The sequence below is a fragment of the Ornithinibacter aureus genome (genome assembly GCF_009858245.1).
GTDB classification, from domain to species: Bacteria; Actinomycetota; Actinomycetes; order Actinomycetales; family Dermatophilaceae; genus Fodinibacter; species Fodinibacter aureus.
On the sequence record NZ_VMSB01000001.1, the window covers coordinates 1,728,525 to 1,743,562 of the forward strand.

Below are 15,038 nucleotides of genomic sequence, written 5' to 3' on the forward strand. Positions count from 1 at the left end.
ACCGCCGGAGGACTCGGTATTAGATCCGGACTAGTCAGTGGGGCCGGCGCCTGACAGTGGGGACACATGTGGGGTCACATCAGGTTGCGAAGCCCCACAGACAACCACCACGCGCGGAGGGCATGGTCGCGGGTCAGAGGCGTAGAACTCCCCGTTCAGCACGACTGCTCAGCACTCCGTAGGTTGTGGGTTCGTCGCTGACCCGCGGGCTGCGAGGGTTGTGTCGAACCCTGGGCCCTCGCTCTCTGCGCTAGGGCGTGTCTCCATAAGTTGAGCGTGGTCGTCGGTGATTGTTGGGCCCATGTCTCGAACCCGAGTGTTGACCGACGCGCAGTGGGAACTGATCTCGCCGCTGATGCCGTCTTCGGATGGCAAGCAGGGCAGGCCTTTTCGTGATCACCGGCAGGTGGTCGAGGGGATCATCTACCGATACCGCACCGGGATCGCCTGGCGTGACGTGCCGGCGGAGTTCGGTCCGTGGCAGACGGTGTGGAAGCGGCAACCGTCGCTTGGCTGGGGACGGCACCTGGGACCGGGTCTTGGCCGAGTTGTTGGCCGACGCGGATGCTGCCGGGCTGATCGACTGGCAGGTCAGCGTGGACTCCACCGTCACCCGTGCGCATCAGCACGGCACGAACCTGCCCCGAGCGCAGCAGGTCACAGGGGGACCTACCGAACTACAAGAATCTGGGCGAGGAGCCGCCTGACCACGCCGTCGGCCGCTCCCGTGGAGGCTTGTCGACCAAGATCCACCAGCTGTGCGACGGCAACGGCCGGCCGCTGGTGGTGCTGCTCGGCCCGGGGCAGGGCAGCGACTCGCGGATGTTCTCGCACCTGCTGGACGCGCTGCGTGTGCACCGCCGCGGCCGCGGGCGTCCCCGCACCACCCCCGACGCGGTGTTGGGTGACAAGGCCTACTCCAGCCGCGGCCACCGTGCCCTGCTCCGCCGGCGGGGCATCACCGCCGTCATCGCCGAACCCCAAGACCAGAAGGCGAACCGCACACGCCGCGGCGCCAAGGGCGGGCGACCTCCCGCGTTCGACACGCAGCGGTACAAGAACCGCAACGTCGTCGAACGCAGCTTCAACACCTTCAAGCAGTGGCGGGCCCTGGCCACCCGCTACGACAAGCTCGCCCTGACCTACCGAGCCGGAGCTCTCCTACGCGCCGTCCTGATCTGGCTCGACGCGTTAGGAGACACGCCCTAGTCGAGGACTTCGCCGGTGCCGCTGTCGAGTACGTCACCGTGCACGATTGTCAGATGAGGGCTAGACGGCGGGTTGGCGCCGGGTTCAGGACTGAGGAGCCCGGCATCGTTCTTGTAGGTCCGGATTCGCTGACGGCGGTGGGGGTCGCTGCTGTGGCGGGCGTGGCGACTGGCTGACGGCCAGGGCTGGTGTCCGTTTTCGCAGTGGGACTTGAGTCGGTCCTTCATGCGGTCGAGGAAAGCGGGCAGGGCGTACCGGTGCCAGTCCTCGAGGGCGTCGCTGGTGTTGGCCATGCCGGCGCGTCGTCGTTGGTCGGCGAGGACGGCGAGGTCGTGCACGAGGTGTGGGTGTTCGGGCCAGCAGCTGGGGAGGAATGCCTCGGTGTCCCAGATGTGCTCGTGGTTGATCCAGGTGACGACGTCGTCGAGCCAGACCCAGAGCTCGAGGCGTAGGTCGGGGTGGGTGCAGGTGGGTGGGTCCCAGGGTCTGGGGAGTCTGCGGAGGTCGCCGAGGGCCTTGACCTGTTCGGGGGTGCCGGTCGCGGCGATGTTCAGCTCCCAGTAGGCGTGGTCGACGAGCCGTCCAGGGCGAGGAAACGGTCGGGCCAGCGGTCGCGGCTGCTGGCCGGGTGTGGGTTCGGTGCTCATGGCTTGCCTCCTGGGTCGTTGCCTAGTCCGTGGCGGCGGGCTTCGACGAGGGCTGCGGTGGCGCGCGCCTGAGGGGCGATCTGCGTGTCCTGGGTGGCGGCGAGCCGGTCCCGGGTCTGTCGTTGGGCGTCGAGCAGGGCGCGTCCGGGTTTGCCGTCGATGCAGCGGGTGAGTTTGGCGATGAGGGGTTTGCTGTTCTCGGCGACGACCAAGGCGTGGCGTTCGGTGAGCTGGCGGACTTCGGCGCCGGTGAGGATGGGGATGTCCTCACCGGTGACGGAGCGTTGGGACCGGCCGGACTGCCACGTGGTGCGGGCAACGCGCACGGGGCCGAGGAGGTCGGAGATCTCCTGGTTGAACGCGACGTCCTTGGACCCGCCGAACAGGACCAGGGTGTTGGTCAGGCCCAGGACAGCGCGGGCTTGGTGCTCACCGAAGATCTGGGTGAGCTGGGCCCGAGTTTGGGCGGCCCAGATGAACGAGATCCCGAGAGCGCGTTCGTTGGCCATCCTGGTCTGCAGGGTCGGTAGCGGTGCGGTGGAGGGCAGCTCGTCCAGGCAAGCGAGCATCGGCGGGCACATCCGCCCCCACCGGGACCGGGTCGCGAGGGTCAGCGCGGTGTCGAGGACGTGTTCGGCGACGGCGGTCATCAGCGGTGACGCGGACTCGTACGGGCTCTCCCGGCCGAGCAGGTAGATCGTGCCCCCGCACTTGATGACGTCGGCGATGTCCGTCGCCGGGCGTCCCGGGCCGGGGACGCAGCGACGGCGGATCTCTTCCTGGAAGAACAGGGCCAGGGCTTGTTGGACGGTGGTGATGGTGTTGCCGGCGGTGCGGTCGTCCCCCCGCAGCGCCCCGTGGAGGAGTCCGTGCCAGAACGGTGCGGCGTGCGGGTGCTCGCGCAGGATCTCGGTCGGCTCCACGGCGGCGACGGGGTTGGCGACCCAGCGCAGCACGTCGTCCAAGCTGCGGCCGGTCAGCGCTGCGGCGTGGAAGTAGCCCTGGATGACCTTGGCGGCTTCGGCGGCGTAGAACCGGGCGGCGTCGTCGCCTTGGCCGCGGGCGCCGGCACCTGAGACGGTGCCGGCTGTGAAGGCCTTGGCGCGTTTCTCGGCGACCATGGGGTCCACGCAGCCGGAGATGGGGTCCCACACGAGCTCGGGTAGGCCGGGTGCGAGCCCGAACGGGTCGAGCACGACGCACGGGCGGTCATTGGTGGAGCGGTGCCCGATGGACAGCAGCAGGTCATCCGCTTTGGTGAGGGTGACCAGGGCGGCTCCGGGGGCTGCGAGCAGGGCGGGGATGAGCAGGTCCAGGGTCTTGCCGGAGCCTTGGGGGCCGATGACGCCGGCGGTGCGGTCCCAGGGCACCCACAGGTCCCCACCGCGGGGTTCGTGCGCCTTCCCGAGGCGCCACCCGACCTGGCAAGGGTCGAAGCGGGTCATCGCCGATCTCCCTTGCCGTGCAGGTCGGGGCGAACCACGGGCGCGACCTTTCGCAGGCGTCCGACGCCGAGGAGGGTGTCGGCTTCGGCGCGGCTGGCCATGCCACGAACCCGTGCCGGGCCCCACTGGCGCATCCCGGCGATGACGGCCCACACGATGAGGATCACCGTGACGACCTCGACGAGCACCAGGCACGTGTAGAGCAGCGCGGGCGAGGCCGAGGCCCCGGGGTCCAGGCCGGCTCGGGCGTCACCGTCGAGGATGCCCGGCAGTGCGGTGAACAGGGCGGCGTGGGGGGTGAAGTCCCAGCCGGCGCCGGCGAACACGTTGGCCATGGTGCGGGCGGTGTGCGCGGCGAGGACGAGGGTGAGGACCACGGTGATGGTTGCGGTGAGCGGGATCTCCCAGGTGTACGGGTAGGGGGTGGTGCGTCGTGACTGCTGCATGGTTCTGCGTCCTCTCCTGAGTTGAGTGCGTGACCGAGGTCGATCGGTTGTGGGGTCTCGCGGTCAAGGGGGCTGGGTGGTCATCGGGACCTCCCGGGCGGGGGTGTCGCTGCCGGTCGCGGTGGGGCACGGTGGCGCGCTCCGCGGGCGGGGTGCGGGTCTGGCTCTTGAGCCGGGTCGAGGATGGTGGGCCCTGTTGGCGGCGGGGTCTGCTGCAGCCGTCGCTCGAGCAGGGCTTGCGCGTACCGGGTCACGGCTGCGGCGACGCCATCGGGGGGGTCGGTCACGTCGAAGTGGTCTGCGACCCTGCCGTGCAGGTCAGGTCGCCCCTGAGCGAGCAGGGCGAGCTTCTGCCGCAACGGGGTCAGGGCGCCGTCGAGTCGCCCGTGCGCGAAGTACGGAGAGGGGGTGTGGTCGGCGGCGTCACGGACGGCCCTTCCGACGTCACGCCGGACGAGGGCAACGATGTCCAGCTCGCGACGTTCCGGCGTGGTCGTCATCGGGTGCTCCCGGTGGGGGTGGCGGGCCGCCAGATCTCGAAGATGGAGTGGCCGGTGTAGCGGTAGGTAAAGGTGCCCACCCCGGCTCGGGTCCTCTTGGCCTCGACCGTCGTCCTGGTCGTGGGGTCTTTGACGATGACGACGTGCCCGATGGCGTTGGGACCGAGGTAGCTGTCCCAGAAGATCAGGTCGCCGGGGCGTTCCTGCCCGGGTGCGATCCGGGTGCCGGCCCCGGCGGCGAGCCAGTCGCGTTGGGCACCGGCCGTGCGCGGCATGGACACACCGGCCTGCCGGTAGGCGGCCTGGGTGAAGGACGAACAGTCCCACGCGTTCGGGCCGTTCGCGCCGTACACATACGGTTCCCCGGCCTGCTGCCCGGCCCAGGCCAGCACGGCGGCGACCCGGTCGGCCGGCAGCGGTGTCGCGCTCGGGTCGCCCTGCCCGCCAGCGCAGCTCGTCGGGTCGCCCAGGACAAGCCCGCCGCCGTAGGCGTGGGCGTAGTAAAGGACGTCGTTGACGTACCAGGTAGCGTGGTTGTACGCGAACAGCGCCCGCCGGACCCCGGCCTGGCCCCTGGTGACCCCGGACCGGGTGAGGTAGTTCGCCGCCGAGAACACGCTGTCGGCGTCGCTGGTGATGACGGCGCGGCCGTCGCCGTCGCCGTCGACGCCGTACGCGGCGAACGTGGCGGGCATGAACTGCATCAGTCCTCGCGCCCCGGCGCTTGAGGTGGCGGTCGTGCGTCCGTGGGCGGTCTCTTCCATCCCGATCCCGGCGAGCAGGGTCCACGGCAGCTGGTACCTGCTCCCCGCCGCAACGTAGAGGGCCTTGACCGTGGCCGGGATGGGGGCGGGAGGGGTGTGCAGGGAGTTCAGGCGCGGGGTGCCCGCCGGGGGCAGGTCGAACCCGATCCCGCCCTCCACCCCCGCCGGCACCGGAGCGGTGGGGGTGGGTGTGACGGCGCGTCCGTCCAGGGGTGCACCGCGCTCAGCCATGAAGGCCACCGGGTCGACCGGGGCGCCGTTGATGAGGATCTCGAAGTGGAGGTGGTTGCCGGTGGAGGTCCCGGTGGACCCTTCGACGCCCAGGACCTGCCCGGCGGTCACAGCGGTTCCGACGGTGATGGTGGTGTTGAGGCGGGCGAGGTGGGCGTACCGGGAGACGATGCCGGCGCCGTGGTCGATGTCGACGGCGTTGCCGTACCCGCCGCGGTCCCCGGCGGCGGTGACCGTGCCCGAGGCTGCGGCGACGACCGGTCCGGGCCCGGGGAGGGCGACCAGGTCGACCCCGGCGTGCAGCCTCCACTCGTGGTGGATCGGGTGGAACCGCATCCCGAACACCGAGGTGCGCACGTACGCCTGCTGGAACGGTGGCCGCCAGGGCCCGCTGGCCGCCACGGTGGTCGCGCAGTCCAGGCGCTGCTGCTCGGCGACGGCCGGGGTGATGACCGCGGTCAGGACGACCGCGGCCCCTAACGGCCCCGCGAGCAGGGCGGCGGCCAGGGCGGCGATGACCCACCCGACCCGACTGCTGCTGCTGCTGCTGCTGCTGCTGCCCATGCTCGCCTCCTTCCTTCTTCCTGGTTCAGGCGGCGCCGGTGATGGCGTCGTTGGTGAACGTCAGGGCCGCCTCGAGGGGGTGCAGGACGGTTTGGACCTTGTACTGCTGGTCCCCGACGCACCACAGGGCGCGTCCCTTGCCCTGCATGGCCCACCGGGTGACGACGTCGCGGGCGATCGGCCCCAGGCCGAGGAGGTCTTCGAGGTCGGCGGCGACGCCGTGGTCCTGGCCGTGGAGGATCTTGACGTCGGTCAGGTGCAGCAGGTCCTTGGCGATGGTGACGGCTTGGGAGCCGGCGTCGCCGACGGAGAGCAGGTCTGCGGGTTTGTGGGCGTTGACCCACTGGATGTCACCGGCGGCTCGGGACAGGCGAAGGTCCTGGTCGAAGGACTTCACCGCCTCGGGGCCCAGGCGCATCTGTTTCCACACCTCGTCGCGCACGTTGATCCGCAGGTCCCCCGGTGTCGCGTTCTCGCGCATCCCCCGTCCCCAGGAGGACAGGCAGGTCAGGGCGATGCCGACGGCCTCGTCCCCGAGCGGCATCAACCGGGACAGGGACAACGAGGCGATGGGGGCGTCCCAGTCGACGTCGATGGTGGTGTGGGCGTCGAACAGTCCGGCCAGCGCCCCGTCGACGAGCTGCCCGAGGGCGTCGCGCAGCAGCCGGGTCTCGTCGAGGAACTGCCTGGCGCTGGCGTACCGGCACTCCTCGATGAGCTGCGGTGTGGGGGTGGTCAGCTGGTGCCACAGGGCGGGGATGGTGGTCTCGGCCAGTCGGGTGGCGCCGGTGGCGTACCCGGTGAGGTCGCGCAGGGCGGCCTTGACGACCTGCTCCTCCACGGGCCCGAACGGCACCGGGGTGGCACCGATGCGTTGGGAGCCGACCAGCCCGCGGATCAGGGTGAGCCAGCGCCCGAAGACGATCCCGGAGCGGGTGTGCGCGCCGTGGCGGTCCAGGGTGTCCCACCCGGCGGCCAGGGGCCCGAACGACAGCGGGTTGATCCGGGCGGGCAGGCCGGGGCCGATGCGGATCGGGTCGACCCCGAAGAAGGTGCACAGCGGTTCGTACTCGTCCTTGGGGTCGCCCAGGACCAGGGCGCGGTACCCGAAGTCCATCATCCGCAGCAGGAACGCCTTGGTGGTGGCGGACTTGCCCCGGCCGGGTTTGCCGAAGCACATGACGTTGGGGTTGGTGACCGGGACGTCGTCGCGCAGGACCCACCCGAACGGGTCGGCGTAGAACGACCCGCCGGACAGGACGTCGATGCCCATCTGCGCACCGGTGGGGGGCAGGCCGGGGGTGGCGATCAGTGGCCACAGCACCGGCGCCTGGTCGCTCGTCATCCGCCAGGACGACACTGGCGCAGCCGGTGACGCGGCCCAGCCGCGGCCGGCCCGGCGTGGCCCGCGGCGTGAGGCGCGGGTGAACAGCCGGGCCTCCTTGGCCCGGGCGGGCTCGACTGCCGCGGCGGGTAGGTCGTGGCCGAAGTCGGCGAGCAGCCGGCCCACGTCGCGGCCCGGACGGCTACGGCGGGGGCGGGTCATCGCCACCACCTCGGGACCTGGCCGTCAGCGTCGAACAGGTCGGGGTCGGACAGGGCGAGGTCGTCTCGGTCGAGCGCAGGCCGGTCGACCGCGTGGCCCGGCAGTTCGGGGTAGTCGGGGTGGTCTGGGTGGGTCTGGGCGCGGGCGCGTTCGGCTTCGGCTTGGAGGTCGGCTGCCTGGTCGGGCAGTCCTGCGCTGCTCAGGATCTTCGCGGAGGCCACGCAGGCGGTGGCGTAGTGCTCCACGGCGCGGTCGGTGTCGCCGTACCGGTGCGGGTAGGTGGTCATGATGCCCCCTTTCGGGTGAGCGAGGTTCCCAGCGGGATGCTCGAGGCGGCGAACGCGGCGTCTTGGGACAGGTCCAGGCGCAGGGGGGCGAACCCGGCGGAGCGGATCGCGGCGTCGAGGCGTCGGCCGTGCTCGGCGACCCTTGCGGTCGTGGGCACGGTGACGGTGCACACGGCGTATGGGCGGGTCAGGGCGTTGCCGCGGGCGAGCTTGCGGTCCAGGCCGCGGACCTTGTCGGCCTCGTCGGCGGAGGCCGTGCGCTGTCTCATCTTGGCTTTGTCGCGCAGCCCGTCGGCCATGTCGGCCTTCCACTGCGAGTTCGAGCTCTGCCGGTTGGCGTCGCGGCCGGTGATGATCGGGTAGGCGACCATGAAGGAGCGCCGCTCCCCCGCCCCCGGGATCAGCACCGGCGCCAGGGCGCCCATGACCGCGCCCTTGACGGGGAGCTTGAGCGTGGCCGAGATCGAGTTCCACGCGTCGTGGCGGTAGTGCCGCACCACGGCGCTGGCGCCGGACGGTCCGGCCATCGCCCACGGCACGTCGGTGTTGACGCCGGGGTCGGTGGTGGCCGCGGCGAGGGCGTCGATGATCCCGACCCGGTCCCCCGGCGCGAACCCGGTCCGGCAGGCCGCGGCCAGCTCCGGGGAGGTCAGCCAGGACACCGAGGTCATGCCGAGCCCGCCGCGCAGGTGCGCCTCCACCTCGGAAGTCAGGGCAGCCAGAACGCGGGCGCGGCCCTCGAACCCGCCCCCGGACTGGCGGGCTTCCTTGGCGAGGCGAGACTCGGGCACGACAACGGTGACGAAGACCTCGGTGCGCACTGACGCGGACGTCAGGGTGGTCTGCAGGTCGTCGTTGACGGCCCGGGCCGCCCGGGGTGCGCCGGCGCGGCGGTGCCGGGTGATCCACTGGTCGCGTTCGGCGCCGTCGTCAGGGACGGTGCGGACCATGACGATGATCTCGTCGATGAGCTCGGTGCGGGCCGCGGCCTCGAGCAGCGCGGGCAGCCCGTCGCCGTACCGGTCGCGCTCGGCCGGCCCGGCCATCCCGATGCCGGGGTGGACCGCCGCAGCGGTGACCGCCCAGGTCCGGGCGGCGTGGTCCTGGATGAGCGCGACCCGGCGCTGGTCGGGCCCGGTCGGGGGTGCGTCGTGAACCTGCACCCCGGCCAGGACCCCGGGCAGGTCGGCAACGTCCAGGTCGTCAGCGGCCCCACGGGCGGCATTCGAGGTGAACCGAGCCCAGCCGGTGATGCTGCCGGCGGTGTGGGCGGCCACGGCGAGCAACCAGCCGGTGGCTGAGCGGCCCCGCACCGGGGTGATCACCAGCACGGTGAGCAGCGCCCAGGCGAGCAGGCATGCGCCCGCGGGCACCCACGCGCCGCGGCTGGCGTTCCACAGCACCGGCAGACCCCCAAGGGTGACGGCGGCGAGCTGCCAGGCGGTGAGGCCGAAGAAGAACCCGATCCGGGCCTTGGTGTAGTCGGCGTAGACGTGGCTCATGAGCGTGGACCTCCAAAGGGTCAGACGGGGACGATCGGGACGGCGGCAGCCGCACCACCAGCACCAGCGGCGGCCCCCGCACCACCACCACCAGCGCCACTGGCGGCTGCGGGCGACGCGCCGGCCGCAGGGGCCGCCGACGGCACCGGCGGTGTCGTGCTGGTTGGGGTGCCGGCGCCGGGGGTGTCGCCGCGCACGTCGGGGGCGGTGCTGTCGGCTGGTCCCTGACCGCTGCCGCGGCGGGAGCTGGTGAAGTCGGGGACATACGTGTTGTGGCCGACGCCCATCAGGTTGGTCGTGTCGGCGGTGACGGCGGCGCCGGTGGTGCCGATCGAGGCGGCTGCGCTCAGGGCGGTGGAGGCGGCGGCGCCGACCGGGCCGGCGACGGCGCCGAGCAGGCCTCCCATGGAGTGGGCGAAGCGGGCGCCGGTGGCGTCCTCGCCGGTGGACTCGCCGCTGGCGCGGCCGGTGCTGTCCGTACTTGACGCGGCACCGCTCCCGCCCCCGGTGGCGGCTGCTCCGCCGCCGAGGAGGCCCTGGACACCGCCGACGGCGGCCATCCCGGAGCGCATCGCGGCGCCGGAGCTGGTGCCGGGGTCGACGAACGCGAGGAGCTTGAACAGGCTCAGCGGCGCGAACGTGGAGACCAGGAGCAGCATCACCCCGGGCACGGCGGTGCCGATCGCTGACGACAGGGACGCGCTCTCGTCGGTGACGACGGCGGTGGTGAGCTGGGTGCCGGCGCCGATGACCAGCGCCATGAGCGGTGGGGTGAACGCGGCGGCGTGGGTCCAGCGCACGCTCTTCCAGAACCAGGACTGCCCGACCTCGGAGACCAGACCTGCCGCGGCGATCGGGGCGGTCGCGGTCAGAACCACCAAGGCCGCGGCGCGGGTGAGCATGACGACCAGGTGACCGATCGCGGCGAACAACACCACGAACCCCATCACCCCGAGCACGGTGGCCAGGGTGCCGTCGCTGAGGTCCTCAACGGAGACCTCGCCCCAGGGCTGCCACGCCACCCAGGTGTCGACGCCCATCGTGGCCGCCATGATCGCCTTGGTCAGGCCGGAGCAGGCGTACAGCAGCACCAGCACGTAGGAGACCCAGGCGGCCCAGACCATGACGAACTGGGCCGACCCGACCAGCAGCCGCGCCACGGACCGGCCGTCACGGCGGAACGCCGCTACCCCGGACTGCACCACGGTCAGGGCGACCACCAGGGTGACCGCGACCCAGAACGTGGTCCGGTAGGTGGCGCCCACCGGTCCGGACTCGCGAAGGTCGGGGGTGAGAAAGGTGTCGATGAACCCCAGCACCAGCTGGAGGAACCACAGCCCGGCGTTCCAGAACGAGAGCATCGCGGCGGTCCAGGCGTCGGCGGCGACCTTGCCGGCGGCGTTGCCAAGGGCGGTGAACGGGTTGACGAGGTGACCCCAGCCCTCCCCCGGCACCACGACGGGGACAGCACTGACGGTCACGGGCATGGTGTTCACGGCTGCCCCGTCTCGGCCCAGGCCAGCCACCCAGCCGAAGCGGCCAGTTCAGTGCCCGGCCACGTCGACGGGGCGGTCGCTGGCTGGGTACCGGGGGCGATCTGCCACCGCCCCTCGTGCCACTGCATCCGTTCGCAGTGCCCGTACGCGATCGAGGCGGTGCGGGCGATCGTGGCGTCCACCCGCAGCAGCACGCACGCCACCACCCAGTTCGGCCCGTCAGTTCCCTTGACCTGCCCGCCCGCAGGGATGGCCACCACCGCGGCGGGTGCCCCGGCCGGTGCTGCGGGTCCGGCCGCCGCCAGGAACGCTCGCACGTTCTCGGTCATCACCCACTGCCCCACGTGCGAGGCGCCGGGCAGCGCCCACCCCCGGTGGACCTGCCAGGTCCGCTCCAGGGACATGCCGGTCAGCACGGTGGTGTCGATCGCGGCGAGCTGCCCAACCGCCCCGGCGCTGGTGCGCGGGTACCCCGTGGGGACCCCGGCCGGTCCTTCACGGGTCGCCGGCGGGACGACGATGGCCCGGCCCGGGGTCGCGGCCGGGGTCCCTTCCCGGGCGGCGGCCGGATCGACCCGGAGCATCGGCGCGGCGGCGACCTGGTCGCGCCAACCCAGTCCTGACGCCGGAGAAGCCGTTGAGGAGACCAGTACGGGGTTTGCGGGGGCTTGGTCGGTGACGGCGTCGACGAGGACGTAGGCCAGCCCGGCGAGCAGGGCCGCCGCCAGCAGCGCCGCCCCGGTCAGGGCGACGAGCAGCCGCCGGCGCCCCCACCCGGGAGCCTGCTGGATGGTGGTCATCAGACGCACCCGGACCCGGTCATCGCCCGCACGATCCCGGGCAGGACGAGGTAGCCGATGATCGCCGCGAACACCAGGACGATCCCGACGACGCCCGCCTTGGACGCGTGCGGCATGGAGAACGCGCGTCCCCCGACGATCGCGCCGATGCCCACGACCACCCCGAGGATGAACAGCAGCCCGACGCCCCACAGCAGGTAGCCCATGAGCTGGTCGGCGTACTGCTGAGCACCGGGTGGGGCGACCGGGCAGATCTGCGCGGCGAGGCCCGCCAACGTGTTTGAGGCAGTGGTGGTCATGACGTGTGGTCCCTTCGGGTCAGGTCAGTGAGGGTCAGGAGCTCGGTCGCGGCGCGGAGAAGGGCCGGGGGCAGCGGGGTGGAGTCGACGCCCCGCGTTCGCAAGCGGGTGTCGGCGGGGACGTGGACGACGCGCCCTGTGAGGACGTGAGTTCGGCACAGCGCGGTCAAGGCGCTGGTCACCGGCCGGGGCAAGGCGCGGCGGCGCGGTCCCATGAGCGCGACCACGGGGTGGGCGTGCTCGAGCATTGCCAGCGCGGCGTCCAGCCGGCGCAGGCCGGGCACCGTCGCCGGTGCGGTCACCACGACGGGACCCGGGCCCTCGAGGAGATCGGTGAGCCACCCGTGCCCGGCGAGTACCGTGCCCAGCTCCCAGGCGACGTCGACCACCACAAGGGTGGGGTCGCCGCTCGGGCACGGATGGGGCACCTCGTGGGGCCCACCCAGGGTGTCCGCGGGACGCTCGATGAGCACGGCGTCGCGGGTGCCGCGGACCCAGCCGCCCGGGTCGCGACCCAGCTCGGCGGTGGCTGCCGCGGTCAGGCCGGCTGCCGTTGGGGTGGAGCACTCGACCACGCGGGCCGTCTCGGCCGCGGTCCCCAACGCCAGGGCCAGGGTGGAGGCGCCGGATCCGGAGCAGGCGCCCACCACGGCGAGCACCGGGCCAGTTGGCGACCACCGAGGGCTTCGGACGTTCGGGTGGTGGCCGCGGCGGAACGTACCCGCCTGCACCGCCCGGTAGGCCCGTTTCAGCTCGTCGACGCCCACCGGGCGGGTGCTGGTGACCGCGGTCATGACCGCTCCCTCGACGGAGAGCACTGGCCACGAACACGGACCGGTGCGGCAGGCCGATCCGGCGAGACGCGGCGGGCCACCGCTGCGGTCGGCCCGAGGCCCGGGAGTCGGGCGAGGTCGTCCTCGTGGCCCACAGCGGCCAGCCGGGGTACGAGGTTGAGGGGTGCGGCTGCCACCCGGGACTGCGGTGCCTGTTGCTGCCGCCGACCCCCGCCGCTGTTCATGCCGTCGCCCTGTGTAGCGCGTACGCGCTGGTGAGCGAGTCGAGGCTGCGCTTGGCCCGGCGGCGCACCGTTCGCTCCGCCACCCCCAGCTCGGCCCCGACCGCGACCGTCACCGAGTGGGCGGTCACCCCACCGCGTGAACATCGGCGTGGAAGGTCCGTGGCGTCGCTGGTGGCGACCAGGCGCAGCAGCAGGTGTCGCGCGGTGGGGCTGATCACCTCGTCACGGCAGGCCCGGTCCAACAACAGCTCCAGCTCGGCCCGTGCGTGGGCGCCCTCGCCCGGTGCCGGGGTGTCCAGCCACTCCCGCGAGAACGGGTCCACCAGGTCGCACCTGGACCACACGGGGTCCCGTGGCGGGACATGTCCCAGCTCGCGCAGGACCTCCCGGTAAGTGTTGCGCAGGATCGTGGCCGCGACCCGCCCCGTCGCGGTGGGAGGCAGGGTTCGTGCCTCCACCCACAGCTGCGCGGCGGTCAGCTCGTCGATGAGCGGGGAGAGCAGCCGGAGCCGGTGCGCCATCGCCGTGGCACCGGGCAGCAGCACCCACAGCAGGAGCCCGGCCGCAGCGCAGTCATCTCCCCCACGGGCGGAACCGAGGTGGGCCAGCACGCCGAGCACCGCGTCGCGTTCATCCGGGTCCTGGCACCTCAGCCAGACGCGCAGGTCCTCCGGGCCAGACGCGACACCCAGACTCGGGTACCGCTCAACCCAGGACGCCCAGCGCGCCCGCGCCAGCACCCGCAACCCGTCGTTCGGGTCATCCAGACCCAGCTGCTCCGCGACACTCATCTCGAGCTCCTTCCACCGTTGACTCACGGCAGAAAGATCTCGATCTCATGTACCCGGATTCGTCCCCACAAGAGCCCCATCAGCTAGGAACGAACGTGCCCCGCGGGTAGGAACAATGCTGCTGACCTGCGAAGACGCAAAGTTCCTAGGATTCTCAGAATTCCTTCGACGCGGGGTACGTCCAGACCAGCCTCGGCCGGGTCGAGGTGCGCGACGACACACGCGGCAGGCCAAGGCTCACTCGCTGAACTCCATCCACCGAGCGCCTCGGAACTCCACAGGTTGTGGGCGCCGGACCGGCCAGCCCGGCGACTGGACATGCCGGTTCGCGCGCGTACGCCGCCAACGGGGTGTGGCCAACTGCGCCCACAGGGTGGCGTCCTATCGCCCACAAGGGGCTACCTAGGAAGGTCTCGACCTGCGCCAGGAGATGTTGATATCATCGAGGCGATATCGAGAGGAGTGGCGTCATGGAGCAGATCCTGATCCGCAACCTACCCGCCGGCACCAAGGCGGCGCTCCGGGCCCGCGCCGAGCAGCACCACCGATCGGTGGAGGCCGAGGCTCGCGAGATCCTCGCCGAGGCGGTCGCCAGTGAGCCGGCATCGATTGTGGACCTGGTCGCCATGGACGAGGGCGCCGAAATCGAGTTCGAGCCGGACCGGCTCGGCCTGACGGCGCGCACCGCTGCGCTGTGAGGTACCTGCTGGACACCAACGTGGTCTCCGCGCTGCGAGTCCGCGGCCGCGAGCCGCAGGTGCAGGCATGGGTGGCGGCGATGCCGGTGGCCGACCAGTATGTCTCGGCGCTCACTATCGCCGAGATCGAGCGTGGCGTCGTCGCCAAGGAACGCACCGACCCAGCTCAGGGAGCTGTCCTTCGCCGGTGGCTCGAGGAGCACGTCCTGCCCGCCTTCGCCGGCCGGGTACTCCCGTTCGACCTGCCCGCCGCGCGGATCCTGGCGACCTACCCCGTCCCCGACCGAGCACCACTGGACGACGCGCTCATCGCCGCCATCGCCCAAAGCGCCGGCATGACCATCGCCACCCGCAACACCAAGCACTTCGAACCCCTCGGCGTGAGCATCATCAACCCGTGGAACCAACCCGAGTAGAGGCCCTCAGGCAGCCGTCATACCGCGGTCAGTGGACCGGCCACGCCCGCACACTCGCCCCAGCGGAGTCGGGCTGGGCATGAGACTGAGAGGATGTCGTCGATGACGATCCAGAGCGGGGTGCTGATTCTCGCGCTGCTCTGCCTGGGCGTTGGGATTGTGTCGGATGTCGTGATCTCCGAGAAGGTCAAAGGTCCCAACCGAGGTCCGCTGGACGGCACCTTCCGGCCACAGTCATGGCGCGGATTCTCGACGGGTCTCCCGTGGTATCTGCTTGGTGCCTTCCTCCTCCTTCTCGTCGCGTGGGGTCACTGGTGACGTCCTCCCGCCAGGCATCCACCTACCCAACTGGATGTACCCCACATCGCCGCCTGACAGC

Annotated in this window: 16 protein-coding genes and 1 pseudogene; 4 read left to right on the plus strand and 13 right to left on the minus strand. The window is 71.8% G+C overall.

Annotated features, from left to right (window positions below):
• The first annotated feature begins 301 nt into the window (after positions 1-301).
• Positions 302-1,209 (plus strand): annotated as a pseudogene (locus tag C8E84_RS08145) (IS5 family transposase).
• On the opposite strand, the gene C8E84_RS08150 reads toward C8E84_RS08145, so the two are convergent.
• The 13 genes from C8E84_RS08150 to C8E84_RS08210 form a co-directional block, all read right to left on the minus strand.
• Complete coding sequence (locus C8E84_RS08150; protein WP_159901121.1) at positions 1,206-1,856, minus strand: hypothetical protein; 651 nt, start codon at positions 1,854-1,856, stop codon at positions 1,206-1,208. The pseudogene C8E84_RS08145 and the gene C8E84_RS08150 overlap by 4 nt on opposite strands.
• Positions 1,853-3,301 carry a type IV secretory system conjugative DNA transfer family protein gene (locus C8E84_RS08155; RefSeq protein WP_159901123.1) on the minus strand — a complete coding sequence of 483 codons (1,449 nt, stop codon included), beginning with the start codon at positions 3,299-3,301 and terminating at the stop codon, positions 1,853-1,855. The genes C8E84_RS08150 and C8E84_RS08155 overlap by 4 nt, the downstream gene beginning before the upstream one ends.
• A complete protein-coding gene (locus C8E84_RS08160) occupies positions 3,298-3,747 on the minus strand; it encodes a hypothetical protein (protein ID WP_159901125.1) in 450 nt (149 codons plus the stop codon). Before C8E84_RS08160 ends, C8E84_RS08155 begins: the two co-directional genes overlap by 4 nt.
• Before the next feature lie 80 nt (positions 3,748-3,827).
• Positions 3,828-4,247 carry a hypothetical protein gene (locus tag C8E84_RS08165; protein WP_159901127.1) on the minus strand — a complete coding sequence of 140 codons (420 nt, stop codon included), beginning with the start codon at positions 4,245-4,247 and terminating at the stop codon, positions 3,828-3,830.
• Complete coding sequence (locus tag C8E84_RS08170; RefSeq protein WP_159901129.1) at positions 4,244-5,806, minus strand: peptidoglycan DD-metalloendopeptidase family protein; 1,563 nt, start codon at positions 5,804-5,806, stop codon at positions 4,244-4,246. The genes C8E84_RS08165 and C8E84_RS08170 overlap by 4 nt, the downstream gene beginning before the upstream one ends.
• 25 nt (positions 5,807-5,831) lie before the next feature.
• Positions 5,832-7,352, minus strand: a complete 1,521-nt coding sequence (locus C8E84_RS08175) for an ATP-binding protein (protein WP_159901131.1) — start codon at positions 7,350-7,352, stop codon at positions 5,832-5,834.
• On the minus strand, positions 7,349-7,639 hold the full coding sequence (locus tag C8E84_RS08180) for a hypothetical protein (protein ID WP_159901133.1): 291 nt from the start codon (positions 7,637-7,639) through the stop codon (positions 7,349-7,351). Before C8E84_RS08180 ends, C8E84_RS08175 begins: the two co-directional genes overlap by 4 nt.
• The gene (locus C8E84_RS08185; protein WP_159901135.1) at positions 7,636-9,141 is read right to left on the minus strand and encodes an SCO6880 family protein; all 1,506 of its coding nucleotides are present in this window, start codon (positions 9,139-9,141) and stop codon (positions 7,636-7,638) included. Before C8E84_RS08185 ends, C8E84_RS08180 begins: the two co-directional genes overlap by 4 nt.
• A 20-nt stretch (positions 9,142-9,161) precedes the next feature.
• Positions 9,162-10,628 carry a TrbL/VirB6 family protein gene (locus tag C8E84_RS08190; RefSeq protein WP_159904627.1) on the minus strand — a complete coding sequence of 489 codons (1,467 nt, stop codon included), beginning with the start codon at positions 10,626-10,628 and terminating at the stop codon, positions 9,162-9,164.
• 5 nt (positions 10,629-10,633) lie between these two features.
• On the minus strand, positions 10,634-11,437 hold the full coding sequence (locus C8E84_RS08195; RefSeq protein WP_159901137.1) for a hypothetical protein: 804 nt from the start codon (positions 11,435-11,437) through the stop codon (positions 10,634-10,636).
• Positions 11,437-11,736, minus strand: a complete 300-nt coding sequence (locus C8E84_RS08200) for a hypothetical protein (RefSeq protein WP_159901139.1) — start codon at positions 11,734-11,736, stop codon at positions 11,437-11,439. Before C8E84_RS08200 ends, C8E84_RS08195 begins: the two co-directional genes overlap by 1 nt.
• Entirely contained in the window at positions 11,733-12,530 is a 798-nt protein-coding gene (locus tag C8E84_RS08205) for a hypothetical protein (protein WP_159901141.1), read from the minus strand. The genes C8E84_RS08200 and C8E84_RS08205 overlap by 4 nt, the downstream gene beginning before the upstream one ends.
• Positions 12,531-12,750: 220 nt before the next feature.
• Complete coding sequence (locus tag C8E84_RS08210) at positions 12,751-13,545, minus strand: hypothetical protein (RefSeq protein ID WP_159901143.1); 795 nt, start codon at positions 13,543-13,545, stop codon at positions 12,751-12,753.
• Positions 13,546-14,015: 470 nt separating this feature from the next.
• Between C8E84_RS08210 and C8E84_RS08215 the strand changes: the two genes are divergently transcribed.
• The 3 genes from C8E84_RS08215 to C8E84_RS08225 all read left to right on the plus strand — a co-directional run bounded on the left by C8E84_RS08215 (position 14,016) and on the right by C8E84_RS08225 (position 14,977).
• On the plus strand, positions 14,016-14,243 hold the full coding sequence (locus tag C8E84_RS08215) for a FitA-like ribbon-helix-helix domain-containing protein (protein WP_159901145.1): 228 nt from the start codon (positions 14,016-14,018) through the stop codon (positions 14,241-14,243).
• A complete protein-coding gene (locus tag C8E84_RS08220; RefSeq protein WP_159901147.1) occupies positions 14,240-14,659 on the plus strand; it encodes a type II toxin-antitoxin system VapC family toxin in 420 nt (139 codons plus the stop codon). The genes C8E84_RS08215 and C8E84_RS08220 overlap by 4 nt, the downstream gene beginning before the upstream one ends.
• Before the next feature lie 102 nt (positions 14,660-14,761).
• Positions 14,762-14,977, plus strand: coding sequence for a hypothetical protein (locus tag C8E84_RS08225; protein ID WP_159901149.1), 216 nt, complete (start codon positions 14,762-14,764; stop codon positions 14,975-14,977).
• Positions 14,978-15,038: the final 61 nt, after the last annotated feature.

Excerpts from the sequence above, each read along its gene's own strand:
- C8E84_RS08215 (WP_159901145.1), top strand. The coding sequence starts at position 14,016 with ATGGAGCAGATCCTGATCCGCAACCTACCCGCCGGCACCAAGGCGGCG.
- C8E84_RS08225 (WP_159901149.1), top strand. The coding sequence starts at position 14,762 with ATGACGATCCAGAGCGGGGTGCTGATTCTCGCGCTGCTCTGCCTGGGC.
- C8E84_RS08175 (WP_159901131.1), bottom strand. The coding sequence starts at position 7,352 with ATGACCCGCCCCCGCCGTAGCCGTCCGGGCCGCGACGTGGGCCGGCTG.
- C8E84_RS08210 (WP_159901143.1), bottom strand. The coding sequence starts at position 13,545 with ATGAGTGTCGCGGAGCAGCTGGGTCTGGATGACCCGAACGACGGGTTG.
- C8E84_RS08150 (WP_159901121.1), bottom strand. The coding sequence starts at position 1,856 with ATGAGCACCGAACCCACACCCGGCCAGCAGCCGCGACCGCTGGCCCGA.
- C8E84_RS08190 (WP_159904627.1), bottom strand. The coding sequence starts at position 10,628 with ATGCCCGTGACCGTCAGTGCTGTCCCCGTCGTGGTGCCGGGGGAGGGC.
- C8E84_RS08195 (WP_159901137.1), bottom strand. The coding sequence starts at position 11,437 with ATGACCACCATCCAGCAGGCTCCCGGGTGGGGGCGCCGGCGGCTGCTC.
- C8E84_RS08185 (WP_159901135.1), bottom strand. The coding sequence starts at position 9,141 with ATGAGCCACGTCTACGCCGACTACACCAAGGCCCGGATCGGGTTCTTC.
- C8E84_RS08170 (WP_159901129.1), bottom strand. The coding sequence starts at position 5,806 with ATGGGCAGCAGCAGCAGCAGCAGCAGCAGCAGTCGGGTCGGGTGGGTC.
- C8E84_RS08165 (WP_159901127.1), bottom strand. The coding sequence starts at position 4,247 with ATGACGACCACGCCGGAACGTCGCGAGCTGGACATCGTTGCCCTCGTC.
- C8E84_RS08160 (WP_159901125.1), bottom strand. The coding sequence starts at position 3,747 with ATGCAGCAGTCACGACGCACCACCCCCTACCCGTACACCTGGGAGATC.
- C8E84_RS08180 (WP_159901133.1), bottom strand. The coding sequence starts at position 7,639 with ATGACCACCTACCCGCACCGGTACGGCGACACCGACCGCGCCGTGGAG.
- C8E84_RS08200 (WP_159901139.1), bottom strand. The coding sequence starts at position 11,736 with ATGACCACCACTGCCTCAAACACGTTGGCGGGCCTCGCCGCGCAGATC.
- C8E84_RS08155 (WP_159901123.1), bottom strand. The coding sequence starts at position 3,301 with ATGACCCGCTTCGACCCTTGCCAGGTCGGGTGGCGCCTCGGGAAGGCG.
- C8E84_RS08205 (WP_159901141.1), bottom strand. The coding sequence starts at position 12,530 with ATGACCGCGGTCACCAGCACCCGCCCGGTGGGCGTCGACGAGCTGAAA.